Genomic DNA, 22,520 nt, shown 5'->3' with positions numbered 1-22,520 from the left:
CTCGGCCTTAAACGGCCTTCCCACGTTGGTCCCTGCTCCGTTACCCAAAACGTACCGGACCCGTCTTCCTTTTCTTTCTACGTAATTTCTCTTTTTTATCATGAAAAAGTGGCTTAAGCTGCTTCGTATGTCCTTGGATGGCTCGGAGCAAACCTATACCCAGGGCAGCATCAATCGCGCTATTTTTCTTCTTTCCGTTCCCATGATCCTGGAGATGGTCATGGAGTCGCTCTTTGCGGTGGTAGACGTCTTTTTTGTTTCCAAAGTCAGTACCGAAGCCGTAGCTACCGTAGGCCTCACCGAGTCGGTGATCACGCTGGTGTATTCCGTGGCCATAGGCCTTAGCACGGCTGCCACGGCGGTAGTAGCCCGGCGCGTGGGCGAGGGCAACCCCGAGGAGGCGGGGCGGGCCATTGGGCAGGTGATCCTAATTTCGCTGGCGATATCGCTGGTCATGGCGCTGGCAGGTACCTTGGGTGCCGGGCACGTGCTGCGCCTGATGGGCGCCGACCAGCGGGTGATCGAAGAAGGTACCACCTACGCCCGCATCCTATTTCTGAGTAGTCCGGTGATTGTGCTGCTGTACTCGCTGAGCGGGGCACTTCGGGGGGCCGGGGCGGCGTCGGCGGCGATGCGCTCACTCTGGATCGCCAACGGCCTGAACATCGTCCTGGACCCGCTTTTTATTTTTGGATTGAGCGTCTTTCCCGAAATGGGCGTCACGGGGGCGGCCGTGGCTACTACGCTGGGGCGCACCGTGGGCGTGGGCTACCAGCTCTACTACCTCTTTGCCAACAAGAAAGCCGTCACCATCCAGTGGCCCGACTTTAGGCCGGCCTGGGACGTGATCCGAAACATCATCAGCATCGGAGCGGGTGGTACGGGGCAGTTTTTGATTGCCTCGGCCAGCTGGATTTTCCTGACGCGCATCCTGGCGGAGTTTGGCAGCGACGTGGTGGCGGGCTACACCATTGCCATCCGGGTGATCATTTTCACGCTGCTACCCGCCTGGGGCATGGCCAACGCCGCCGCTACCCTGGTAGGCCAAAACCTGGGCGCCCAGCAGCCCGACCGCGCCGAGACCTCAGTATGGCGAGCAGCCCTCTACAACATGGTGTTCCTGGTTACGCTGGCGGTACTTTTCTTCACCATGGCCGAGACGATCATCGCCTGGTTCAGTCCGCTTCCGGCCGTAGTGGATACGGGGGTTATGGCCCTTAGGGTACTTTGCCTGGGGTACGGCTTCTACGCCTACGGCATGGTGGTGGTCCAGGCCATTAACGGTGCCGGTGATACGCGTACGCCGATCTACCTCAACCTGATTTGTTTCTGGCTGATCGAGATCCCCGTCGCTTACCTACTGGCATTGGTGCTGGAGTGGGGGCCCGTGGGGGTATTTGCGTCGGTACCCATTGGAGAATCCATTCTGGCCATTCTGGCCATCCTGGTTTTCCGGCGCGGCCGCTGGAAGCTGGTGAAGGTATAAAGTACCCCTTTTGTAAGCACCATAAATAAAAAATCGGCGGGGAACTTCCCCGCCGATTTCCATAAAAGAGCAATACGATGTCAATAAAGTGGAGTAAAAAAAGGTAGATGAGCCCCGGTGTTAGTAGCCGTCGTTCTGGTACATGCGCGCGGGGTCGAGCTTGTTTTCGTCGAACGGAATGGGGTAGTAGCGGTCTTTACGGGTGAAGTTGGCCAGGCGGGCGGTACCGTAGTCGGCCTGGTTTTTGGCCCGGAAGTAGCTCACCAACTCGTCGGTGTTGAAGAACCGGAGCAGGTCGTACCAGCGGTGGCGCTCAAAGGCCAGCTCCACCCGCCGCTCGTGCAAAATCGCCAGCTTCAGGCTGGGGTACTTGCTGCGGTAGGTTAGGTCGGTGATGGCCACGGCGTATTTGGGCAGCTGAGCGCGCTCCCGCACCATATCCAGGTACTCGATGGCCTTGGTTTCCTCGCCCAGGTACATGTGTACCTCGGCCAGCATCAGGATGACGTCGGCAAAACGGAGTAGAATCCAGTCGTTGCCGCCGAAGCCGTTGGTACCGGCCGCCGCGCTCACGTCCCGAAACTTGGTGATGAACCAATCTTTCACGGCGGGATCTTCGGCGTACTTCACCGAAAAGGTCTTGCGCAAATCGCCCGCTTCGTACTCCTTCACCAGATCCAGCGAAACCCGCGCGCCCACGCCCGTACCGGGTTTGAGGGAGTTGATGGTCTCGCCCTTGGCCTGCTGGTTGGCGGCAATGGATGAAGAGTAGTTGACGTCGCCCTGGCGGTTCACGATCTGAAAAATCACCTCCTGGTTGGTGGCCTTCTTGGCTACATCGAAGACATCGGCGTAGGGGATTTCCTTCAGGCTGCCGAAGGTACGCATCCCGTAGGCGGCGGTGAGGTAGTTTTTGGCTTCGTTGAGGTAGTTGGTGCGGTTGGCGGCATCGAGGGTGGTGGCCATGGTAAGGTACACCTGGCCCAGCAGGGCGTTCCCGGCGGTTTTAGACACCCGCCCCACGTTGGCACCGGTTTGGCGGTTGGGCAGCGGGCTGCTGGCTACCTCCTTCAGATCCGCCACGATTTGCTGGTACACCACCTCCTGTTTTTCGCGGAAGGTGTTGGCCGTTACTTCGTCGGCGGTACGGAGCTGGGTAGTTACCAGGGGTACATCGCCCCACTTGCGCACCAGGTGAAAGTAGATCAGCGCCCGGATGAATTTGGCCTCGGCGGCGTACTGCGCCTTGGTTTCGGGATTGCTAAACGGGATATTATCAATATTAGACAAAACGGCGTTGCAGCGCGTAATGGACTCGTACATAGCCAGCCAGTGGCTGCGCAGGTAGGTGTTGCTGGGCAGCAGCGAAAAATCGTTGAACTGGAAGGGCTCCCCGGCGTTGGACTGGTTGTCGTTGCGGCCGGCGTCGTCGGAGCGCTCGTCGGTAAAGAGGGCGCTGTTTTCGCCGATGGTGTTGGAGCTCCGTAGCGACTGATAAGCGCCATTCAGGGCGAGCAGTACGTCGTTTTCGGTTTTGAAAAACTGGGACGTCGAGATCGCGTTCGGATCGTACTGCTCCAGGAAGTCGCTGCTGCACGCGCTCAGCGCCAGCAGAGCTACCACGGAAACTACCTTTATCAATTTCGTTTTCATTTTTACTTTATATAAAGATCTTGAATACTTAGTCAGGTACTTATCAGAAAACCACTTTGGCTCCCAGATTGAAGCCGCGCACCAGTGGGTACTTGCCGTAGTCGACGCCGGGCGTGAGGTTCGCGCCGTTGTTGTAATCCACCTCGGGGTTGTAGCCCAGGTACTTGCTGAAGGTAAAGGCGTTGTCCACGCTGGCGTAGAGGCGCAGGTTGCTCAGGCCCAGGGCCCGCAGGCCGCCGGGCAGCGTATAGCCCAGCGTGAGGTTGGTGCAGCGGAAGAACGAACCATCTTGCAGGTAGAAAGTCGAGAGGCGGGTGCTGTTGCTTTGGGTACCTCCGCGGGCGGCGCGGTACACCCAGCCGTTGCCGGGCTCGGCTTCGGAGCGGTAGCGCTCGTTGACCTTGGAATACTGGTTGCCGGAGCCTTCCAGGTTGTAGATGTAGTAATCCTGTCCGTCAAGTACCTGGTTGCCGTAGGAGCCGTTGAAGGCGGCGCTGAAATCAAAGTTCTTGTAGCTCATGGTCAAAGACAGTCCGTAGGTAAACTTGGGGTGCGGGTTGCCGATCACGCGCTTGTCTTCGTCGTTGACAATACCGTCGCCGTTGACGTCCTCAAAGTACAGGTCACCGGGTTTGAGCGGATTGCTCGACGCCGCCGAGCGCGCCGGGCCTTTCAGCACGTAGCCCGCGGGGAAAGACTGCGTGGCGGCGTTGAAGTTTTCGTTGTCGAGGGCGATGTTGGCCAGATCCGACTCCCGCACCATGCCCATCACCTTGAAGCCGTAGAACATCCCGATGGGCTGGCCCGTCTGCGTGACGTGCGTTACGTAGGAGCGCTCCGCGCCGGTGGAGCGGATGGTACTGGCCCCACCCATGTCAAGTACCTTGTTGCGGTTGAGGCTGAAATTTCCGCTTAGGTTCAGGTTGAAGTCGCGCGAGGAAATCACCCGGCCGTCAAGTTGCAGGTCGAAGCCCTTGTTCTGCACCTTGGAGTCGCGCAGGTTAGTCAGCATGGTCGAAGCACCCGACACGGCCGAGATCGACTGGTTGAAAAGCAGGTTGAAGGAGTTACTGAGGTAGAAGTTAGAAATCACCTGCAAGCGGTCGTTGAAAAGACCCAGATCCAGGCCCACGTTGTACTGCGAGGTGGACTCCCAGCCCAGGTTCTGGTCCCGGAGGTTGCCCGACCACATGGCCGTAGCAATGGTGTTGGTTCCAAAAACGACCCCGCCGGGGTTGGCCATCACCTGCTCGTGGTTGTAGTTCCCGATGTTGTTATTGCCGCTCAAACCCCAGCTGGCGCGCAGCTTCATGGTCGAGGCTGTGCCGAGCAAACCAGCGTAGAAGGATTCATTGGAAATATTCCACCCCGCCGACACCGACGGAAAGTACCCCCAGCGGTTGAGCGGACCGAAGCGCGAGGAGCCGTCGGTCCGGAAGGAACCCGTGAGGAAGTAGCGGTTATCGTACTGGTACACGGCGCGCGCCAGGTAAGACAGCAGCGTGTGGGTCGATTTACCCGTACCCGAGTTCATGAAAAAGTGCGCCGGATCGGCCCCTTTGCCCGTAATTTCGGGAATGCGGTCGTTCTGGAACCCCTGCGCCGACACGCTGATGACGTCGCTGGTGGTTTGCTGGGCGGTGTAACCCGCCAGCAGGTCGGCGCTGTGCTTGCCCAGTTGTTTTCGGTAGTTCAAGGTAAACTCCGCCAGTTGGTCCTGCTGCGCGAGGGTCTGGGCCGTGGCGCGGGCGGCAGCAATGGCCTGGGGCGAACCGGGCGGGTTGGCCCCGCTGCTCAGGCTGGTGGGTAGGTAGTATTCGTACTTTTCGTTGTAGGTCTGCATACCCAGGTTAACTTTCGCCGCCAGACCGGGCAGGATTTCGTAGGTAGCATGGCCGTTGTAAGTACCCCGCAGGCCTTTGCGCGTGATCTTCGTCTCGGTAGCCAGGGCTACGGGGTTTTCGATGCTCTGGAAGCCGTAAGCCGCCTGCTGCGAAGCCGCCTCGTACTTGGCCAAAGTACCGTCTTCGTTGTAGGCCCGGAAGAACGGCATGTACACCAGCGCGCCCAGGATGGGCCCCTGGTTGAAGCGGCCTTCCTGTACCTCGCGGTTGTCCGACGACGTAAGGGCCAGGTTCACGCCCACGCGCAGTTTCTTATTGATGTTGGCATCGACGTTGCCGCGGAAGTTGATGCGCCGCTGGCCCGTACTCAGGATAATCCCTTCCTGGTTCTGAAAACCGCCGCTCAGGGCGTAGCGTACGTCCTGGGTACCTCCCGAAAAAGCCAGGTTGTGCCGGTGTACGGGCGCATTGCGGTAGAGCGCATCCTGCCAGTCGGTGTCGTACTGGGGCTTGATCATCGTTTGGGTGGGGAAGTCGTAGAGGTAGGTCGGGATGCTTACCGCAGAGGCGTTGCCTACGTTGGCGATGCGGGTGGGGTTGTCGTGGGAGTACATGGCGTCGTTCCAGGGCTTACCGGCGTTCACGACCAGGTCGCGGTAGGTACCGTTGCGGGCGTCGATGACCAGCTGCGCAAATTCCTCGGCGTTCATCAGATCTACTTTTTTGCTGAGCTGATGTACCCCAAACATGTAGTCGTATTCCAGGCGGCCTTTGCCTTCTTTGCCACGCTTGGTCGTGATCAGCACCACGCCACCGGCCGCGCGCGAGCCGTAGATGGCCGCCGAGGCGGCGTCTTTCAGAATGTCGATGGACTCAATGTCGTTGGGGTTGATGAACACGTCGTTACCCGCCGGGTAGCCGTCGATCACGTACAGTGGATCGGAGCTGGCGTTGATGGAGCCCACACCCCGCACCCGGATCTTGGTCCCCACGTAGGGTGCGCCGCTCACCTGCGCGATCTGCACCCCGGCTACTTTTCCCACCAGGCTTTGGCCTACGGTCGGGGCGGTGAGGTTTAGTTCCTTGGCTTTCACGCTGGAAATGGCCCCCGTCAGGTCGCTTTTTCGCATGGTTTGGTACCCTACGGCCACCACCTCTTCGAGCATACTGACGTTTTCTTTGAGCTGCACGTTCAGGGTACTTTGGGTGGTCACGGAGATTTCCTGTGTGATGAACCCAATGAACGAAAACGTCAGTACGCTGCCCTCGGCCACTTCCAGCGCGTAGCGCCCGTTCTGGTCGGTGACGGTACCTTTGCGGGTATTTTTTTCGATGATACTCACACCCGGCAGGGGCTGGTTGCTCTCGTCGGTGACGGTACCCGTGATTTGGCGCAGCGTCTCAAAAGTACCCCTGGCGGTACCCAGGGCTTGCGTGGCGGCACCAAGTAGTACGACCAGGAGCGGTACCATCAGTGCCCGGATTTTGGTAAAATTACCTTTCATGGGAAGCGATTGATTAGTTGTATTTTTTGGATAATAAATAAAAGAGGAATGGAGGGTTCGTCTTCCGTTAAAGGGACGCCAAAGCGCCCGGAATTAACCAAGTAGTACCCTTCATACTTCTCGGGTTATTTTTGAAAATGAAACCTCAAAGGTACCTGAGTGGTATTAAGCAAAAAGTAACCAAATGTTAACGAACCATTATCAATGGGTAAAGGGGCGGGAAGGGGTACTTTTGAATGCCAGTAAAAGGGTTGTTTTGTTTTGGTACTTTACCAGGAGTGTTTAGTGAAGTGCACGTTGTTTCTTCGGGCCGATGATACGGCAATCCCTCGTTCTGAGGTACCTACCAGCGCGAAGCCCTCCAGTTCGTCGGTGGGGGCCAGGTCTACGATCTGGAGCACCACCGCCTGGCCCGTCTCGACGGACTTCGGAAAGTCCAGGTAGGTGAAGCGCCAGCGGCGGCCTTCGATCTGGTTCTGGATCAGCACCAGGATGTTCTTTTCGGGAATCCAATGAAGGTTTTGGACCCAGGCTCCGCAGCTGAATTTCTTGAAAAGTACCCCTTTTTCGCTCGTACGCTTGGCCTGGCGGAGTGCCTCCGGGTCGTAGAGCCGCACTTCGTTGGCGCGGTTGCCGTAGTCGGCCGTGGCGACGTAAGGCTTGCCCCGGTACTGCACGTATTCGGGCCGGGTACCCTGGATGCAGGCGTCGTCGTCGATGGTTTGCCGCAGGTTGCCGTCCAACGTACCCATTTTCAACAGCCCTTCCCAGTCTACGGCGTAAATCACCGCTTTCCACAGGGTACCTTCCGGGTTGAGCCGGATGCTGTTGCCGATGAAAGTAGGCTGGCCGGGGTGGTAGGCCAGGCCGGTGGGGTGGTTGATCACGTCCTGCCCGTCGATGGTGAGCTTGACCTCCCGCCGCGTGTAGGCCAGGCTGTCGCCCTGCGGGCGGTATTCCCGGATCATACCCACCTCGCGGTCGCCGTAGAGGTACACCCGCTTGTTGAGGTAGGCCACCCCCTGGCAGGCCCCGAGCGAGTCGATGGTGACCGAGCGCTGAAGCTGCACGGCGGGCACGAAGGTAGTAAGCGCCAGGGTACTTAGTGAAAGAAGCAGGACGGCGGTTGATTTGGCAAACATGGCGATGATGCGGGTAGTTTAGGGGTCCAGAGGCTCGAACGGATTACTGTGCAGGGCGCCCAGTACGGGGTAGTACTCGGTTTCGGTGTTGGAGAGGCGCTTGCCCGGCCGGTAGGGTAGGTGGAGTAGTTCCTTTTGGCAGCGTTCTTCGAACGTGGAGCTTGAAATATAAAAACTTTGCGACTTGGACGTAGAAATGAGGTAGGGCTTGTCGAACGGCAGGCCGTAGCGGTAGATCAGCCGGGCGCAGTTGCGAAGGTTGGTGGTGGTGTGTCGGGCGTGGGGTTCCATCAGGATGGCGCTCTCGGGTACTTTCATCGTTTCGACGAGGTACTTTTTCATTTCGTAGGCTTCGGAGTAGGGCGTCTGGTAGGGATGTACCCGCCCGCCCGACACCATGATGAAAGGCGCCATTCCCTCAAAGTACCTCAGCGCGGCCGTGCGGCAACGGAGCAAGCCAATGCCGCTCAGCGCTACCTGCGGCTCGCTGGGTCCGGAGCCCGGCACCAGAATGAGCGAGTAGGGGTACTTGTCCCAGGAGGTACTTTTCAGGCGGTCGTAGGCGGCTTTGTTTACCGTGGCCGTCATGGGCTCGAAGTCGGCGGCTTCGGAACGGTGGTTGATTTCCAGAAAACGCAGCGCGGCGTTGAGCGTGGGCTCGAAGAAGAGCGTCGCCTTTTGGCTTTCGTCGGCAATGGCTTCGGTGGCGGTATACACGAGGTCAAAGTACCGGCGGCCGCGCGGGAGGTAGCTGATGGAGTCGATGTTGGGGTAGTGGGGTTTTTGGCCTTCGGCGTACACGCCCAGGGCGTAGTTGAGGCCGCGGGCGTCTTGCTCCCAAGCCTTCACCAGCAGCTCGGCGGAAGGTACCTTGCCGAATAGAATGTACGTACCCGATGGCACCAGATGCTGCGCCACCAGCTTTCCCAGGGCGTTTTGGGGCTGGTAGAGCTGCTTGAGCCGATCGCTGACGCGGCTGATTTCCGCCTCGCTGAGTTTCATGCGCTCCGTGAAGCAGGTGTGCGTTTTTTCGCATTCGGTGAGGGAGCGGCTCAGTTGGGTTCGTTTCGCGCGGGCCATTTCGGCCAGCTCGGCGTCCTTTTCCAGCAGCCGTTTTACCTCATCCACCTGCTGAAAAAGCGTGAGCAGGTAGTAGTTTTTGGTTTGCACTACGGAGGTACCTTCTAGCAGCACGTAGCTGGGTACCTGGGCTGAGCTGGGGAGCGACCCCAGCAACAGGGCGGCTACCAGCCAGTAAAAAGGAAAGAATCGGGACACGGGGCAGTGGGTTGAGAATAACGACGCACAAAGTAACCGCTCTTGTATTAAGCCAGGATGAAGGGAATGTTACCGGGAAAAAAAATTGCTTTGTGTGACGTTCGTTACAAAAGTGTTGTTATGCTTCCCGTAGGTTTGTACCGAAGAAGTACCTTATTCTCTACTTATGAAGATTGAACAAATTTATACCGGATGCCTGGCGCAGGGTGCGTATTTCATTGAGTCGGCCGGAGAAGCGGCGGTGATCGACCCGCTGCGTGAAGTAACGCCCTACCTCAAACGCGCCGAAAAGGACGGGGCCACGATCAAGTACGTCTTTGAGACCCACTTCCACGCCGACTTCGTGTCGGGTCACCTGGACCTGGCCCAGAAAACCGGCGCGACCATCGTGTACGGCCCTAACGCCCAAACGGGTTTTGCGGCTCATATCGCGCACGACGGTGAGGAATTTCGGGTTGGTGAAGTCACGATCCGGGCACTGCATACGCCCGGCCATACCCTGGAAAGTACATGCTACTTGCTGCTGGACGAAAACGGCAAGCCGACGGCGCTCTTCAGCGGCGATACGCTCTTCATCGGCGACGTGGGCCGGCCCGACCTGGCCCAAAAGACCGACCTGACCATGAACGACCTGGCCGGGTACCTGTACGACTCGCTGCGCAATAAAATCATGACCTTGCCCGACGACCTGATCGTGTACCCGGCGCACGGCGCGGGCTCGGCCTGTGGCAAAAACATGAGTAAGGAAACCTCCGACACGCTGGGCAACCAGAAGAAATTCAACTACGCCCTGCGGGCCGGACTCACCAAGGAGGACTTCATCCGGGAAGTGACCGACGGCCTGCTGGCTCCGCCGAAGTACTTCCCGCAGAACGTCCGGCTCAACAAGGAAGGCTACGATAGTTTCGACGAGGTACTTGAGCGCGGAGCGCAGGCGCTGAGCCCGGAGGAATTTGAAGCGGGCGCCAACGAAACGGGCGCACTCGTGTTGGATACGCGCGCCGCGCGCGATTTTGCCCAGGGCTTCATTCCCAACTCCATCAATATTGGCATCGACGGGAGCTTTGCGCCCTGGGTAGGGGCGCTGGTACCTGACCTGGAGCAGCCGCTGCTGCTCGTTACGGAGCCGGGGCGCGAGGAGGAGGTGATTACGCGGTTGGCGCGCGTGGGCTACGACTTCACGCTGGGGTACCTGGCGGGTGGCTTCGAAGCCTGGCAGCAGGCGGGCAAGGAGGTCGATTCACTGCCGTCGATTTCGGCGTCGACGTTTGCCCAAAAGTACCAGACGGGCCTGGACGGCGTGGTCGTAGACGTGCGCAAGCCGGGTGAGTTTGAAGCCGAACACGTCGAGGGGGCGATAAACCTACCGCTCGATTTCATCAGTGAGCAGATGGCCGAATACTCCCGCAGGGGTACTTTGTACCTGCACTGCGCCGGTGGGTACCGCTCCATGATCGCCGCCTCCATTCTGAAAGCGCGCGGCTTTGAGCAAATCGTGGACGTGGCGGGTGGCTTTGGGGCTATTGCTCAAACCGAAGTACCCCGTACGAACTTTGTGTGCCCCACCACCCTTCAGAAAAGTTGAGTAAGTTGGATTAACAAACACCCATTGATCAAGCATGAATTTACTCGAACTGATCCGCGAGCCCTGGCCCTGGTACGTGGCCGGGCCGCTCATTGGCCTTACGGTGCCCGCGCTGTTGCTGCTGGGTAACAAATCCTTCGGGATTTCGTCGTCGCTGCGGCATATCTGCGCAGCTTGTTTCCCGGCCGATATTCCGTTCTTTACGTACAACTGGCGGAAGGAAGTCTGGAATCTGTTCTTCGTGCTGGGTATCCTGCTCGGCGGATTCATCGCTACGTACTTCCTGGCTAACCCCGCCGACCTGGTGGTAGCCGAAAGTACCCGCGCCGAATTATCGGCCTTGGGCATCCGTGATTTTTCGGGCCTTATGCCCGCCGATATTTTCACCGTGGAGAATATCTTCACTCCTACGGGGCTGATCTTCTTCGTGCTGGGGGGCTTTTTGGTGGGGTTTGGAACCCGCTACGCCGGGGGCTGTACTTCGGGCCACGCCATCATGGGGCTCTCCAACCTCCAGTGGCCGTCGCTGGTGGCCACGATTTGCTTCATGGTGGGCGGCTTTGTAGGTACCCATGTGCTGTTGCCGTGGCTGCTGAACCTCGCCCCCTAAATCCCCCTCTCCTTTTAGTAGAGGGGGACTTGCTTAGTTAGTGCGCTTTTTGGGACGGTCCTGAACTTCAACGCACGGTCCCTTCTCCTAAAAGTCCCCTTTCTTTCAGTAGAGGGGGACTTTTAAAAGTACCTATAAAATCTCTGAACGCTATGAATAAAATTGAAAAAGACCTGGAGCTAAACGCGACCCTGGCGGAAGAATTTGTTTGTGACGCTCCTAACGAGCAGGCGCAGCCGGAAGGACCGGTGGCGAACCTCAAGTACCTTCTCGTGGGGGTACTTTTCGGGATTGTGTTTGTTAAAGCCGAGATCATCTCCTGGTTTCGGATTCAGGAAATGTTTCGTCTGGATTCCTTCCACATGTACGGAGTCATTGGCTCGGCGGTGGCGGTAGGCATGCTCTCCATCTTTTTGATCAAGAAATTCAACATCAAAACCCTGAGCGGCGAGTCCGTTCATCTGACGCCCAAGACCTTCAACCGCGGACAAATCTACGGTGGGGTACTTTTCGGGCTGGGGTGGGCCATCACGGGGGCTTGTCCGGGTCCGCTCTTCGCCCAGATCGGCAGCGGGTACCTGGCCGTGGTCGTGACGCTGCTCAGCGCCATCCTGGGTACCTGGACCTACGGGTACCTTCGCCCCAAACTACCCCACTGAGTGGCAGAGGGTACTTTTAGCAAGGGGCAGAGGGCTCGGGGCATGGGGGTACTTTTGGGGAAAGTACATTACACTTTGCGTTGTTTCATTATTTAAGTGCGTGAAAGAGAGGGGCGATGAGTCCCTTGCCCTTCACGCAGGACTATGAGGTATTAATCGTTGACTGGCATTCAATGCTCAAAGTATTGTTGCACCAATGAGCGGTATTGCTCACCAATTGGGATTTCATGTTTTTCAATTTCTACGTCCTGCTTCGTATAGGCCGTGACTTTATGTACATGAACGATGTAGGATCGGTGAATACGGAGAAAACGATCGTCTAGCAATTTCTGAAAGGAAGAGATGCTGTATTTAATAGAGTGCTTTTCTTCGAGCGTATGAATGGTGATATAGTCTTTGAAGCTTTCAATAAACAAAATGGAGTCCAGTAATAATTTTACCTGTTTTCGGTTCTTTGGAATGAAAATATATTCTTTCTTATGTCCTCTGGGAAAATCAGGAAGTATGTCGGGTTGCTGACTCAGGAATTTTTCGGTGGCCTGAAACAAGCGCTCGAAGGTAATCGGTTTCAGTAGGTAATCTACGGCGTTCAAATTGAACCCGTCGAGCGCGTAGTCCCGGTACGCCGTAGTGAAAATAACGCTGGGTTTGTGATGCAGGTTCTTGAAAAAATCGGTCCCCTTCATCAAGGGCATTTCGATGTCTAAAAAAAGCAGATCCACGGGTGTCTGCTGTAAAACTTTTCTGGCTTCCAGGGCATTAGCACAAGTGTCTACGACTTCGAATTCCGCCAGCTTATTCAAATGGGTGGCAATCAACTCGCGGGCGAGTTCTTCGTCATCGACAATCAGGCAGGTGTAGGTCATGGTGTTTTCAGTTCTAGAGTAACCCTATAGGCATCCATCGCCTCGTCCAATTGCAGTTGATGCGCGTTGGGATATAACAGTTCCAGTTGCTTTCTGACATTGATCAGGCCAATTGCCGGTTTTGCTTCGCGATCCTGGGCTGCGTCGGCCGGGATGGTATTGTTGATAGAAAAGGCAATGGTGTTTTTATGCGCATGTAACTTGATGTCAATACGTGCCTGGTTGATCTCCTGGCTGACGCCATGCTTGAAGGCATTTTCTACAAAAGTCAATAGTAACAAAGGGGCGATCCGAACATCCTGTCCATAAGATGGATTAAATGTAATAGCAACCCGCTTTCCGTAGCGTATTTTCTCCAAGGTTAGGTAGTTTTCGATCAGCTCTACTTCCTTCCCCAGTGGTACGTAATCTTCGTTACACCGGTACAAGACATAGTCTAAGATATCCGATAATTTACTGATAACCTCGGGCGTTTTATCTGATTTTTTGACAGCCAGAGCATACACGTTATTCAGCGTATTGAATAGACAATGAGGATTTAGCTGGTGCTTCAAGGCAGTGAGTTCGGCCGTCTTTTTCTGCTCGTTGATTTCCGAAAGGCGCTGCTGGTCACGGTAAAACTGAAAGAGCAGCAGCAGAACGGTAGGTGAGAATAAAAAAATGGTTTTGCTGGCGGTGAGGGGAATATCGGTAATCCGTTCGAACATGGATTGGTAGCCAAATGCCTCAAAACGTGTTGCGTAGGATTGAGGGTAAGTGGGTTCAAAGTAGTAGTAATTGGCCGCGTGGTAGCCAGCCGCCGCAAAGCATAGTAGTACGATCAGCAAAATGGCAAAGACCAAAAAACGCTTTTTGTTCAGAAAATAGGGAATCAGTCCGTAGAGTGTGGTGTAGGCGACTCCGATTTGGAGCAACGTGATGAGGGACATGGCCCCCACCAGATGCGTAGCGTTGCTGTAAAACGCCTGGTTGGTCGTAATGAGGTGAAATAAATAGATCACCGCCCAGAAAACCAGGTTCCTGAGTAAAGGGGTGTCCCATCGATGGTATAAGCTTACTAGGTGGTTCATTGCGATGTAGCAAGGTAACGACAAATAAGACGGTACTAAACAAAAGTAGTCAATGGAACCATGCAAGGTGTCAGACAGGCCATTTGCGTGGATGAAAACCCTCTTTCCCCGCTCAAACCTCCGCTGGCTGCCCAAAGTGGCGATTGATCTACTTTTCGCTTGCGCGAAGACTTTCATGGGTTCTTTTGCGGTCGTACTGATTATTCGCCGTTTACACAAGTCCTATGACAAGCCGTCTGACCATCTTCCTCGCTGCCTGCCTCTTCGCTTGCAGCCTCTGTTCTAACGCCCAAACCATTACCTCCGTAAAGGGCTATGTTATCGATACGGGGGGAGAAGCCGTTTTGGGTAACGCGATCATCATCAATCCCCAAGATTCCAGCCTTATCAAGGGAACCTCTTTTCTGGAAGGCCACTTTGAACTCTCCGGGTTAAATCAGCAACAAGTACTTCTAAAAATTACTTCCCTTGGATTTCAGGATACCTACTTAACCCTTCTGTACGAAGACAGTACCCAGGTGGATGCAGGGAATATCGTACTGCGGGCGGCAGCCAACGCATTGAACGAAGTGGTCGTGATGGCCAAGGCACCCCTGGTACGGGGAAGAAGCGATGGATCGATTGAAATAAATATCGAAAACACCCCCCTTGCCACCAGTACGTCGGTTGATGAGATACTGAGCCGGTCTCCCGGTGTGGTGTACGATGCCGAGGGCCAGATCGGTATTTTCGGCAAGGGGGCCGCCATCCTTTTTATAAACGGAGTCCGGGTGTCGAACGACCAGCTGTCCACCCTTTCGCCCACCCAGGTGGTCAGGATCGAAATCATTAGCAATCCCGGCCCTCGCTACGACGCCCAGGGCCAGGCGGTCATCAACATCATTACCAGGCGTAATGAAAACGAGGGTGTTCAGGCTGTGCTTAAAAACTACTATTCGTACAGTACGTTTGCCGGGTATGATAACCGAACCAATACCGACCTCAGCTATACCAAGGGAGCCTGGTCGGTAAACGGCAATTATGGTTTGCAGGTAGGTAACGACCGTATGATATTAACAACGACCCGGGTCCGAAACGCGCCGCACGATCTTTTTAGCTCCGAGCTCACCACCGACTGGCGATACAAGTACGACAACTACTCCAACTATGGCCTGGGCCTTCAATACGACCGGAACCGAAACAGTTACTTATCTCTTCAGTACACCGGGGCTTACGAAAAACTGGGTGGCGACCAACTGAGCGCCAATACCATCATCGACCACGAAACCGGGCTTTACACGAGCACGTTGGCCTGGGATGAGTTGTCGTTGGACAACACCCTCAATGCCAACTACGTCTGGACTATCGATACGTTGGGGGCAAACCTGTTCGTTGGGGGGCAGTACGCGTCATACCGGCACGATTTCAACAACGACATCCGCCAGTCGGCAACCGTGGCAAATACGAAGAATACCACGTTAATCAACAACGTGGGAGAAGGCAACATCCGTATCCTGAGCATCCAGGCCGATTACACGAAGGCTTTAAAAAGGGGGGGCACCCTGGAAGCGGGCGGCAAGCTGGCTTACGTAAACAATTACTCGTTTACCACTTTCCTGAATATCGACAAAAACGGAACGGCAACAAAGGACGACCAGCTATCAAGCGATTTTGACTACACCGAGCGAGTACCTGCCGGATACGTTAATTTTCGGGGCCGCATCAGAAAAGGATGGGACTATAGCTTAGGCATGCGGGCAGAATGGACCAACTATACGTTGCTGACCCGTATGGAAGAGGAGGCCGCCCTCACCGATCGGTATGGTAATGTCTTTCCCAATGCTTCGCTGACCGCGAAATTTTCCGAGAGTGTGAACGCCTACTTTACCTATTCCTCCCGCATCAACCGCCCTTCCTACCAATCGCTCAACCCATTTGTTATTTATCAGGACAGCTTCACGTCCATTCAGGGGAACCCCAGCCTTCAACCCGCCCAAGTGCACGCTTTCGAGCTTGGTGCTGCCCTACATAGCTGGAGTATAAAAACCGGCTACAACCATACCCTGAATCTGATCAGCGGCGGTGCCTTTCAGGCGGAGGATGACCCGCGCGTGTATATTCTGCGACTCTCCAATATCCGTAAAGAAGATGCCTACTTTGCTTCGATCAGCAAAACGGTCAGCACAAGGTGGTGGAACTCGACCAACACGGCGAGCATGAGCTACAACAATGTCATCGACGATACGGGGATTTTTGCCAGAAGGGCTAACCAGCCTTACTATTACCTCTATTCTCAGAACCGCTTTAACGTAGGTAAATGGATCACGCTGTACGCAATGGCATGGTACCAAAGCGAAAAACAAGATGGCATTTATTTACGGGAAGCACAGTCTTCGGTGAATTTTAGCCTTGAGAAGAAGTTTCTCAAAGATGCATTAACCTGCAATCTTGAAGTCAACGATCTTTTTCACCAGGTACGGGCCGCCGGAGCGTACCGGCTAGGTACAACCGACATCCTGTACGGCAGAAAGTACAATACCCACTACGTTCGGTTTTCGATATCGTATCAGATGGGCCGATTGAAACAATCCGGCTACCGGAACAAAGATGTGGGTGCATCCGAGAAACAACGGGCGCAGTAAGGAAGAAAATTCCCTACTTCTCGTACAACAATATCGTCGCGTAATCCTTGATTTTATACTAACAAGCTACCGATGTAGTCAACGGCCGTTTCTCTCTGAGTGCCCCCTAAAGGTCTGGTATCCTGAATTCGGATACAATCCTCCCGAAAACGGTTAATCGGCACCCGCAGCGCTTCCCTACTTTTGCAGGGTCAACCAAAACAATTATCGTATGAAACAGGTAAAATTAGGGAGCCAGGGACTCGTGGTACCTGCACTTGGTCTGGGCTGCATGGGTATGACAGCGATGGCTCACATGGATATTTATGGGAAAGCGGACGAAGCGGAGGCTATTGCAACGATTCATCGCTCCCGCGAATTGGGGGGTAACTTTCTGGATACGGCGGATCTATACGGGCCCTTGATCAACGAACAATTGATCGCCAGAGCGATCAAAGGCCGACGGGACGACTACCTTATTGCCACCAAATTTGGTTGGGAAATTGATGATGCCGGTCAGATAACCTGGCAATTCCGAGCCGACAAGGCCTATGTCAGGAAAGCCGCCGAACGATCGTTAAAAAACTTGGGCACGGACTACATGGATCTGTATTATCTGCATCGCCTGGATCCGACAATCCCCATTGAAGAAACCGTGGAAGCGATGTCCGAGTTAGTCAAGGAAGGGAAGGTCCGTTACATTGGCTTGTCAGAAGTGTCTTCCGAGACAATCAGGCGGGCCCATGCGATCCATCCCCTTACGGCTGTCCAAACCGAATATTCGCTTTTCGAACGCAGCGCGGAAGAAGCCGGTATTTTGCAGACACTCGATGACCTAGGCATTGGCTTTGTGGCCTATTCACCCCTTGGCCGCGGCTTTATTACGGGCGAATTAAAAAGTCCGGACGATCTGGACGCCGCTGATTTCAGGCGTTCTATACCCCGCTTTCAGGGTGAGCAGTTTTATAAGAACCTGGAACTGCTTGCCGAGATTCAGACCATGGCGGTTAACAAGCAGGTCACCACGTCACAACTGGCCCTGGCCTGGGTGCTGGCGAAAGGCGTGGTGCCGATCCCCGGCACCAAACGTCGGAAATACCTGGAAGAAAACATCGGGGCTACCCAAATCCGGCTTACTGAGGAAGACTTGGCACGTCTGGAAGCGATTATCCCGCTAGGAACCCTGACGGGTGATCGGTATGATCAGGCGGGCATGCAAGCCATCGATCAGTAACCACGTATGCAGTCAGGGCTTAAATCCTGACTGCTATTTAGTTTCAATATATGAAAAAGTCATCACCTTATCTGATCCCTTCCATTTCGGAACAACACCGGATCCTTGGATTACCCAAACCGGTGCATCCCTTGATCAGCGTGTTCAATTTCGATGACATGGATCATACGCGAGCCGACACCCGCCCGCAAACGCTTGTGCTTGACCTGTTTTGCATCTCGCTCAAACGCAATGTAACGGGTAAAGTACGCTACGGACAGGGCTACTGTGATTTCGACGAAGGCGTCCTGTTTGGCACTGCACCCGGCCAAGTAACGAGCAATATTACCGACGACCACAAACCAAGCGGCTGGTGTGTGGTGTTTCATCCCGACTTCATCCGAGGGCACCCGCTCGGCCAGCGAATCAAGCAGTATGGGTTTTTCGACTATACCGTTCATGAGGCACTTCACTTGTCCGATCAGGAAGAAACGATGATGATTTCGGTGATGACGATGCTTCGTGATGAACTTAACGCCCGGATTGATCTGTATTCCGAAGCGGTGCTGATGGCTCATCTTGACCTGCTGTTGAGTTATGCCCAGCGATTTTACGGTCGGCAGTTTATGACCCGAAAGCCCATTAGCCATGATGTACTGATCCGGTTGGAAGCCGTCTTATCCGATTACTTTTCCCATGATAAGGCCCTAAGCAAGGGGTTACCTTCAGTCTCCTATCTGGCCGAAAAGCTGAATTACTCGGATAGCTATTTAAGCGACCTTCTGAAAACGTACACGGGTCAAAACACCCAGCAGCACATTCATCGCTACGTCATCGAAAAGGCCAAAGAACTCCTCACGCAAACGGATTTAACTATTAGTGAAATTGGCTTCCGACTGGGTTTTGATTTTCCCCAATCGTTCAGCCGGTTGTTCAAGAACAAGACCAAGCTGACTCCTTTACAATACCGACAATCGTTTAATTAAGCAATAAACAATACGATTGCCGCTGCCGCGGGCCCCTCGAAGGGAGCAGCCCCGCCGAGTCCTAACAAGCGGCACGGATCAGCTTCTTAGAATATTCTTGCTACAAAACCTCAAGGCCGATGGGGTTGCAGCCGGAAAGACAATGTTGCAGCTTAAAGAACTTCTTACTCTTTGATGGCCAATAAATAAAGCTGCTCATCGCCCAGGGTGAAGGCATCGCCTTCAAGGCTGCTGAAGGTTTCGAGGACGGTGAGCCCAGCCTGCTTGAGCATGGCCGTGAGCTCCGCCAGCGTGAACACGTACTGCCGAATGGTGCGGGTGGTTCGTTCGGCACCGCGCACGTAGGTGAGATGCGATTCGATGTAGCCCTCCAGCGGCAGGTACTCGTTCTGCGACAAGTACTGTATGTCCTCGCCCACGGGCATCCAGCTCCGCTCCTGAAAGTGCGGGAACACGCTTTCGGCCAGTTGCTGCGTGTGCGCCACGAAGCGCCCGCCCGGAGCCAGCGCCCGGCCGATCTGGTTCAGGAAAGCCTGCATCTCTTCCCGCGGAAAAAAGCTAAAGCTATTGCCCAGGCAGTAGGCCGCCGGGTAGGTACCTTCGGGCAGGGGCGTTTGCAGGAAGTCGCCCTGAAGTACCTCCAGGGGTAGTTGCTCGGCTTGGGCGGCCTGCCGTAGTTCTTCGCAGTATTCTTCCGATATATCCACGCAGCGGAGCAGGTACCCCAAGCGCGCCAGCGGCAAAGCGTGGCGCCCGTAGCCCGCCAGGACGTCAAGTACCCGGTCGGCGGGAGCCAGCTCCAGCACATCGACCAGGAAATCGACCTCCCAGTCGGTATGCTCTTCGTCCTGATTCTGCTTCCAGGCTTGCTGCGGAAGACCTTCAAAAAACGTATGGTACCAAGCCATAGTAAGTACGTAAAAAAGTAGGTAAAATTGTGGCTGCGAAGGTAGACCAAATTCTGCTCAGGTTGTAGAAAAGATTCCTTTCAATTCCCCGCATAGCGCTCATGAGCCCGGTTTGGCTCCACGGAATAGCTTTTTCAACGGAGGGTATTATTAAAACAACATTAGGAGTTGACTACCATGGAAAAGCTTAGAGAACAAAAAGAATACGAAGGCAACCCGATTGGTTTGTCCAAAGATACGGCCACTAAAATGGCTAAAGAACTGGATCGGCACCTGTCGTCGTTCATTACGCTGTATCAGCAGTACCACAAGCACCACTGGCTGGTAGAAGGCCCGCAGTTTCGGGACCTGCACCTCTTTTTTGAGGCCAACTACACGGAGGTACACGAGCAGTACGACAAAATCGCCGAGCGGCTAACCGTCATGGGCGTAGCGCCTACCTGCCACCCCGAAAACGTGTATAAGCTCTCCTACGTGGAGCACGAGCCGGAGGGTGTCTTCCGGATTCGGGAAAGCTTGCAGAATGACATGGAAGCGGAAAAGAAAATTGCCATTGAGCTGCGTAAGACCATCGGTCGGGCCTTTGAGCTAGGTGACTACGGTACCAAGGCCCTGCTGGAAGGGATCTTGTATAAAACCGAAGACCGTGCGCACCACATTGAGCACTTCCTGGGCGAAGACACCATTTTTGCCCCCGAACCCGGTCTGATCGAAACCTAGTACCTTACGAAAGATCCACACCGAACAAAAGGCCTGCCCCATTGCGTGGGCAGGCCTTTTGGTTTTTTGGAAAGCGTAAAGAAGTACTAAGCCTTGATTTGCTCGGCCAGCAGCGCGATGCCTTCCTGGAAGCTGTGCGGCTGGTAGCCAAGTACCCGGTAGGATTTATCCAGGATAAAGCCCGTCCGGGCGGGACGGCGGGCAGGCTGTGTGAAGGTACTTGAGTCGGCCTGGGCAATGAGGCTTTTATCCAACCCGAAGTAGTCGGCCGTCATTATGGCCATTTCGTAGGGTGTGAGCAGGTCCTTGCCCGAAATATTAAAGGTACCTTCGGCTTCCTGGTCGGCCAGCAGGAAGCAGCCCGTGGCCAGGTCTTCGGCCAGGGTAGGCGTGCGCCACTGGTCGGTTACTACCTTGATGGACTTGCCTTCTTCCAGCGATTTTTTTACCCATAGAATAATGTTGCTCCGGCTCATGTCGTGCGCGATGCCGTACACCAGCACCGTGCGGGCAATGGCCCAGCGGATGCCGGAATGCACCACGGCTTTTTCGGCGGCGTACTTGCTCCAGCCGTAAAAGCTCAGCGGGTTGGCCTCGGCATCTACGTCGTAGGGGCCCGCCGCACCGTCAAAGATAAAGTCCGTAGAAACGTGCACCAGAAAGCTGTTCGTCTTTTTACAGGCCTCTACCAGGTACTGCACGGCCGTGACGTTCTGAGCCCAGCAGGCGTCCTTCTCCGTCTCGCACTGGTCTACGTTGGTCATGGCGGCGGTGTGGATCACCACCTGCGGCTGGTACTTGTCCAGTACCTGGGCTACTTGCCCGGCGTCAGTGATGTCCAGCGGGGCGTACTCGTAGCCGTCGGTAAAGGGCAGGCGGTTGGCACCCCGGGCCGTGGCGATGGTCTGTATGTGCGGCTGGGTAATCAGCAACTCCACCAGCTTTTGGCCCAGCAGGCCGTTGGAACCGGTAACAAGAATTCGTTTTTTCTCCAAAACAAAGGGTACTTTACAGAATGATCGAACTAGGAGCCAGGAAGCGAAGCAAGTACCCCGCCTCCGAATCGCTTACAGGAAAGCGTAGTTGTATTTTTTGGTAATTTTCTTTTTACGTACCTGCTCCACTGATACTTGCATCGTAATGTCTTTTTCGGGGCGGTCGCGCGGGTCCTTAGGCTGAGCCGCAATTTTATCAATGACCTCAAGGCCGTCAATCACCTGTCCAAACACGGTGTAAGCCCCGTCCAGGTGCGGAGAGCCGCCCAGGTTTTGGTATACCTGTTGCTGGGCTTCGGTGGGTTTGCGGGTGGCGCGGGCCAGCTGCCGGGTCAGGTCGGCTCCCGTTAGCGGGCGGCCATCGACGAGGTAAAACTGGCAGCCGCTGGAGGCTTTCTCGGGGTTGTTGTCGCGGGCGGCGGCCAGGGCCCCCTTGCGGTGAAACAGCGCCGGGTGAAATTCAGCCGGAATTTTGTAACCCACATCGCCCCCACCGAGCATCGCGCCGGGCTGGGCATTGCGGGAATTGGGATCACCGCCCTGGATCATAAAATCTTCGATGATGCGGTGAAACAGCAGGCCGTCGTAAAACTTCTCCCGCGCCAGCTTCACAAAGTTGGCCTTGTGCTGGGGCGTTTGGTCAAAAAGTACCAGGCGCATGGTGCCGTAGTCGGTCTTGATGGTGACGAGGTAGTCTTTCTTGCTGGGTTTCTGTGCGTAGCTGGCGGTAGTGGTCAGTACACATAGCCCAAGGAGTAATTTTCGCAGCGTTTTTTTCATCGAATAGAAGCCAGAACGGTTTTGTCGGTAGGTTCAAAGGTTAGTTTCAGGCCGTGGTCTTTGCCGTCGGATACGTTGTCGAGCGTTAGGAGCACGGGGGCTTTTTTCCAGACAATGCGCCGGGGCGAATCTTCGAGCGGGGCGGTGTACCGCTCGCTGAAGTGCGCTTTGCTGGCGTTCCAAAGCTGCCGGGTGGCGGCGTCGCTGTTGAGGTACACGTCCACGGTGATTTTATTAATACGCTTATTTTGGGCGTAGAAGTACTGTACATCAATGGTTTCGAGCTGCTCGGTGTCCAGCGTAAAGCCCACGTGGTCAATGGTGTCCTCGAACATCTCAAAGCTTTCGCTTGCCTTCACCTTACTGACCCGATCGCCAAAGGAAATACCCCGGATCACGCCCTCGGAAGAGTTCCCCACGATCGTTTGGAGCAGTTCGGACTGGTTGCTGTTGAGGTCGGGCGCGGCGGGGTCAGACAGAACCACCGAGTCAGGGGTGGCGGTGGTTTCTTCTTCGGAAGAAGTGTTGGTGCGGCAGCCCGCCCAGGTACCTGCTACCACGATCATGACCACCCACATGCGCAGCACCGTAAAGTTGTTCATAAAGAAATGGGGATAAGT

The 22,520-nt window shown here is 55.2% G+C and carries 18 protein-coding genes; 8 read left to right on the top strand and 10 right to left on the bottom strand.

Translation table 11 applies throughout. The features are described 5' to 3' along the window. Positions 1 to 100 precede the first annotated feature (100 nt). Complete coding sequence (locus HNQ92_RS12475; protein WP_184174345.1) at positions 101 to 1,486, top strand: MATE family efflux transporter; 1,386 nt, start codon at positions 101 to 103, stop codon at positions 1,484 to 1,486. Positions 1,487 to 1,606: 120 nt separating this feature from the next. Here HNQ92_RS12475 and HNQ92_RS12470 read toward each other — a convergent pair whose 3' ends face one another. The 4 genes from HNQ92_RS12470 to HNQ92_RS29060 form a co-directional block, all read right to left on the bottom strand. Continuing rightward, positions 1,607 to 3,139, bottom strand: coding sequence for a RagB/SusD family nutrient uptake outer membrane protein (locus HNQ92_RS12470; protein ID WP_184174344.1), 1,533 nt, complete (start codon positions 3,137 to 3,139; stop codon positions 1,607 to 1,609). Between the two features lie 43 nt (positions 3,140 to 3,182). Continuing rightward, the gene (locus HNQ92_RS12465; RefSeq protein ID WP_184174343.1) at positions 3,183 to 6,488 is read right to left on the bottom strand and encodes a SusC/RagA family TonB-linked outer membrane protein; all 3,306 of its coding nucleotides are present in this window, start codon (positions 6,486 to 6,488) and stop codon (positions 3,183 to 3,185) included. 269 nt (positions 6,489 to 6,757) lie between these two features. Then, positions 6,758 to 7,630 (bottom strand): hypothetical protein, encoded by an 873-nt coding sequence (locus HNQ92_RS12460; protein ID WP_184174342.1) that lies wholly within the window; start codon positions 7,628 to 7,630, stop codon positions 6,758 to 6,760. Between the two features lie 18 nt (positions 7,631 to 7,648). Then, positions 7,649 to 8,908, bottom strand: coding sequence for an ElyC/SanA/YdcF family protein (locus tag HNQ92_RS29060; protein ID WP_221307436.1), 1,260 nt, complete (start codon positions 8,906 to 8,908; stop codon positions 7,649 to 7,651). 166 nt (positions 8,909 to 9,074) lie between these two features. On the opposite strand from HNQ92_RS29060, the gene HNQ92_RS12450 reads away from it, so the two are divergent. The 3 genes from HNQ92_RS12450 to HNQ92_RS12440 all read left to right on the top strand — a co-directional run bounded on the left by HNQ92_RS12450 (position 9,075) and on the right by HNQ92_RS12440 (position 11,762). Next, positions 9,075 to 10,493: an MBL fold metallo-hydrolase gene (locus HNQ92_RS12450; RefSeq protein WP_184174341.1), complete on the top strand. Its 1,419-nt coding sequence runs from the start codon at positions 9,075 to 9,077 to the stop codon at positions 10,491 to 10,493. A 34-nt stretch (positions 10,494 to 10,527) separates the two neighbouring features. Continuing rightward, entirely contained in the window at positions 10,528 to 11,103 is a 576-nt protein-coding gene (locus tag HNQ92_RS12445) for a YeeE/YedE family protein (protein WP_184174340.1), read from the top strand. 152 nt (positions 11,104 to 11,255) lie between these two features. Beyond that, positions 11,256 to 11,762: a DUF6691 family protein gene (locus HNQ92_RS12440; protein ID WP_184174339.1), complete on the top strand. Its 507-nt coding sequence runs from the start codon at positions 11,256 to 11,258 to the stop codon at positions 11,760 to 11,762. A gap of 170 nt (positions 11,763 to 11,932) precedes the next feature. Here HNQ92_RS12440 and HNQ92_RS12435 read toward each other — a convergent pair whose 3' ends face one another. Continuing rightward, on the bottom strand, positions 11,933 to 12,628 hold the full coding sequence (locus HNQ92_RS12435; RefSeq protein WP_184174338.1) for a LytR/AlgR family response regulator transcription factor: 696 nt from the start codon (positions 12,626 to 12,628) through the stop codon (positions 11,933 to 11,935). Next, on the bottom strand, positions 12,625 to 13,875 hold the full coding sequence (locus tag HNQ92_RS12430) for a sensor histidine kinase (protein ID WP_184174337.1): 1,251 nt from the start codon (positions 13,873 to 13,875) through the stop codon (positions 12,625 to 12,627). Before HNQ92_RS12430 ends, HNQ92_RS12435 begins: the two co-directional genes overlap by 4 nt. Positions 13,876 to 13,922: 47 nt before the next feature. Between HNQ92_RS12430 and HNQ92_RS12425 the strand changes: the two genes are divergently transcribed. From HNQ92_RS12425 to HNQ92_RS12415, 3 genes are all read left to right on the top strand, one after another. Further along, entirely contained in the window at positions 13,923 to 16,319 is a 2,397-nt protein-coding gene (locus tag HNQ92_RS12425; RefSeq protein ID WP_184174336.1) for a TonB-dependent receptor, read from the top strand. A gap of 211 nt (positions 16,320 to 16,530) precedes the next feature. Beyond that, positions 16,531 to 17,532, top strand: a complete 1,002-nt coding sequence (locus tag HNQ92_RS12420) for an aldo/keto reductase (RefSeq protein ID WP_184174335.1) — start codon at positions 16,531 to 16,533, stop codon at positions 17,530 to 17,532. Positions 17,533 to 17,690: 158 nt separating this feature from the next. Beyond that, positions 17,691 to 18,497 (top strand): helix-turn-helix domain-containing protein, encoded by an 807-nt coding sequence (locus HNQ92_RS12415; RefSeq protein WP_343062995.1) that lies wholly within the window; start codon positions 17,691 to 17,693, stop codon positions 18,495 to 18,497. A 164-nt stretch (positions 18,498 to 18,661) separates the two neighbouring features. Here HNQ92_RS12415 and HNQ92_RS12410 read toward each other — a convergent pair whose 3' ends face one another. Continuing rightward, on the bottom strand, positions 18,662 to 19,405 hold the full coding sequence (locus HNQ92_RS12410) for a methyltransferase domain-containing protein (RefSeq protein WP_184174333.1): 744 nt from the start codon (positions 19,403 to 19,405) through the stop codon (positions 18,662 to 18,664). Between the two features lie 177 nt (positions 19,406 to 19,582). On the opposite strand from HNQ92_RS12410, the gene HNQ92_RS12405 reads away from it, so the two are divergent. Next, the gene (locus HNQ92_RS12405; RefSeq protein ID WP_184174332.1) at positions 19,583 to 20,125 is read left to right on the top strand and encodes a Dps family protein; all 543 of its coding nucleotides are present in this window, start codon (positions 19,583 to 19,585) and stop codon (positions 20,123 to 20,125) included. 86 nt (positions 20,126 to 20,211) lie between these two features. Here HNQ92_RS12405 and HNQ92_RS12400 read toward each other — a convergent pair whose 3' ends face one another. The 3 genes from HNQ92_RS12400 to HNQ92_RS12390 form a co-directional block, all read right to left on the bottom strand. Beyond that, positions 20,212 to 21,120, bottom strand: a complete 909-nt coding sequence (locus tag HNQ92_RS12400; RefSeq protein ID WP_184174331.1) for an SDR family oxidoreductase — start codon at positions 21,118 to 21,120, stop codon at positions 20,212 to 20,214. Between the two features lie 72 nt (positions 21,121 to 21,192). Further along, a complete protein-coding gene (locus tag HNQ92_RS12395) occupies positions 21,193 to 21,900 on the bottom strand; it encodes a peptidylprolyl isomerase (protein ID WP_184174330.1) in 708 nt (235 codons plus the stop codon). Next, the gene (locus HNQ92_RS12390) at positions 21,897 to 22,502 is read right to left on the bottom strand and encodes a hypothetical protein (protein WP_246440017.1); all 606 of its coding nucleotides are present in this window, start codon (positions 22,500 to 22,502) and stop codon (positions 21,897 to 21,899) included. The genes HNQ92_RS12395 and HNQ92_RS12390 overlap by 4 nt, the downstream gene beginning before the upstream one ends. Positions 22,503 to 22,520: the final 18 nt, after the last annotated feature.

The sequence above is a fragment of the Rhabdobacter roseus genome (assembly GCF_014202275.1).
GTDB classification, from domain to species: domain Bacteria; phylum Bacteroidota; class Bacteroidia; order Cytophagales; family Spirosomataceae; genus Rhabdobacter; species Rhabdobacter roseus.
This window is presented reverse-complemented; position numbering and strand designations above follow the sequence as displayed.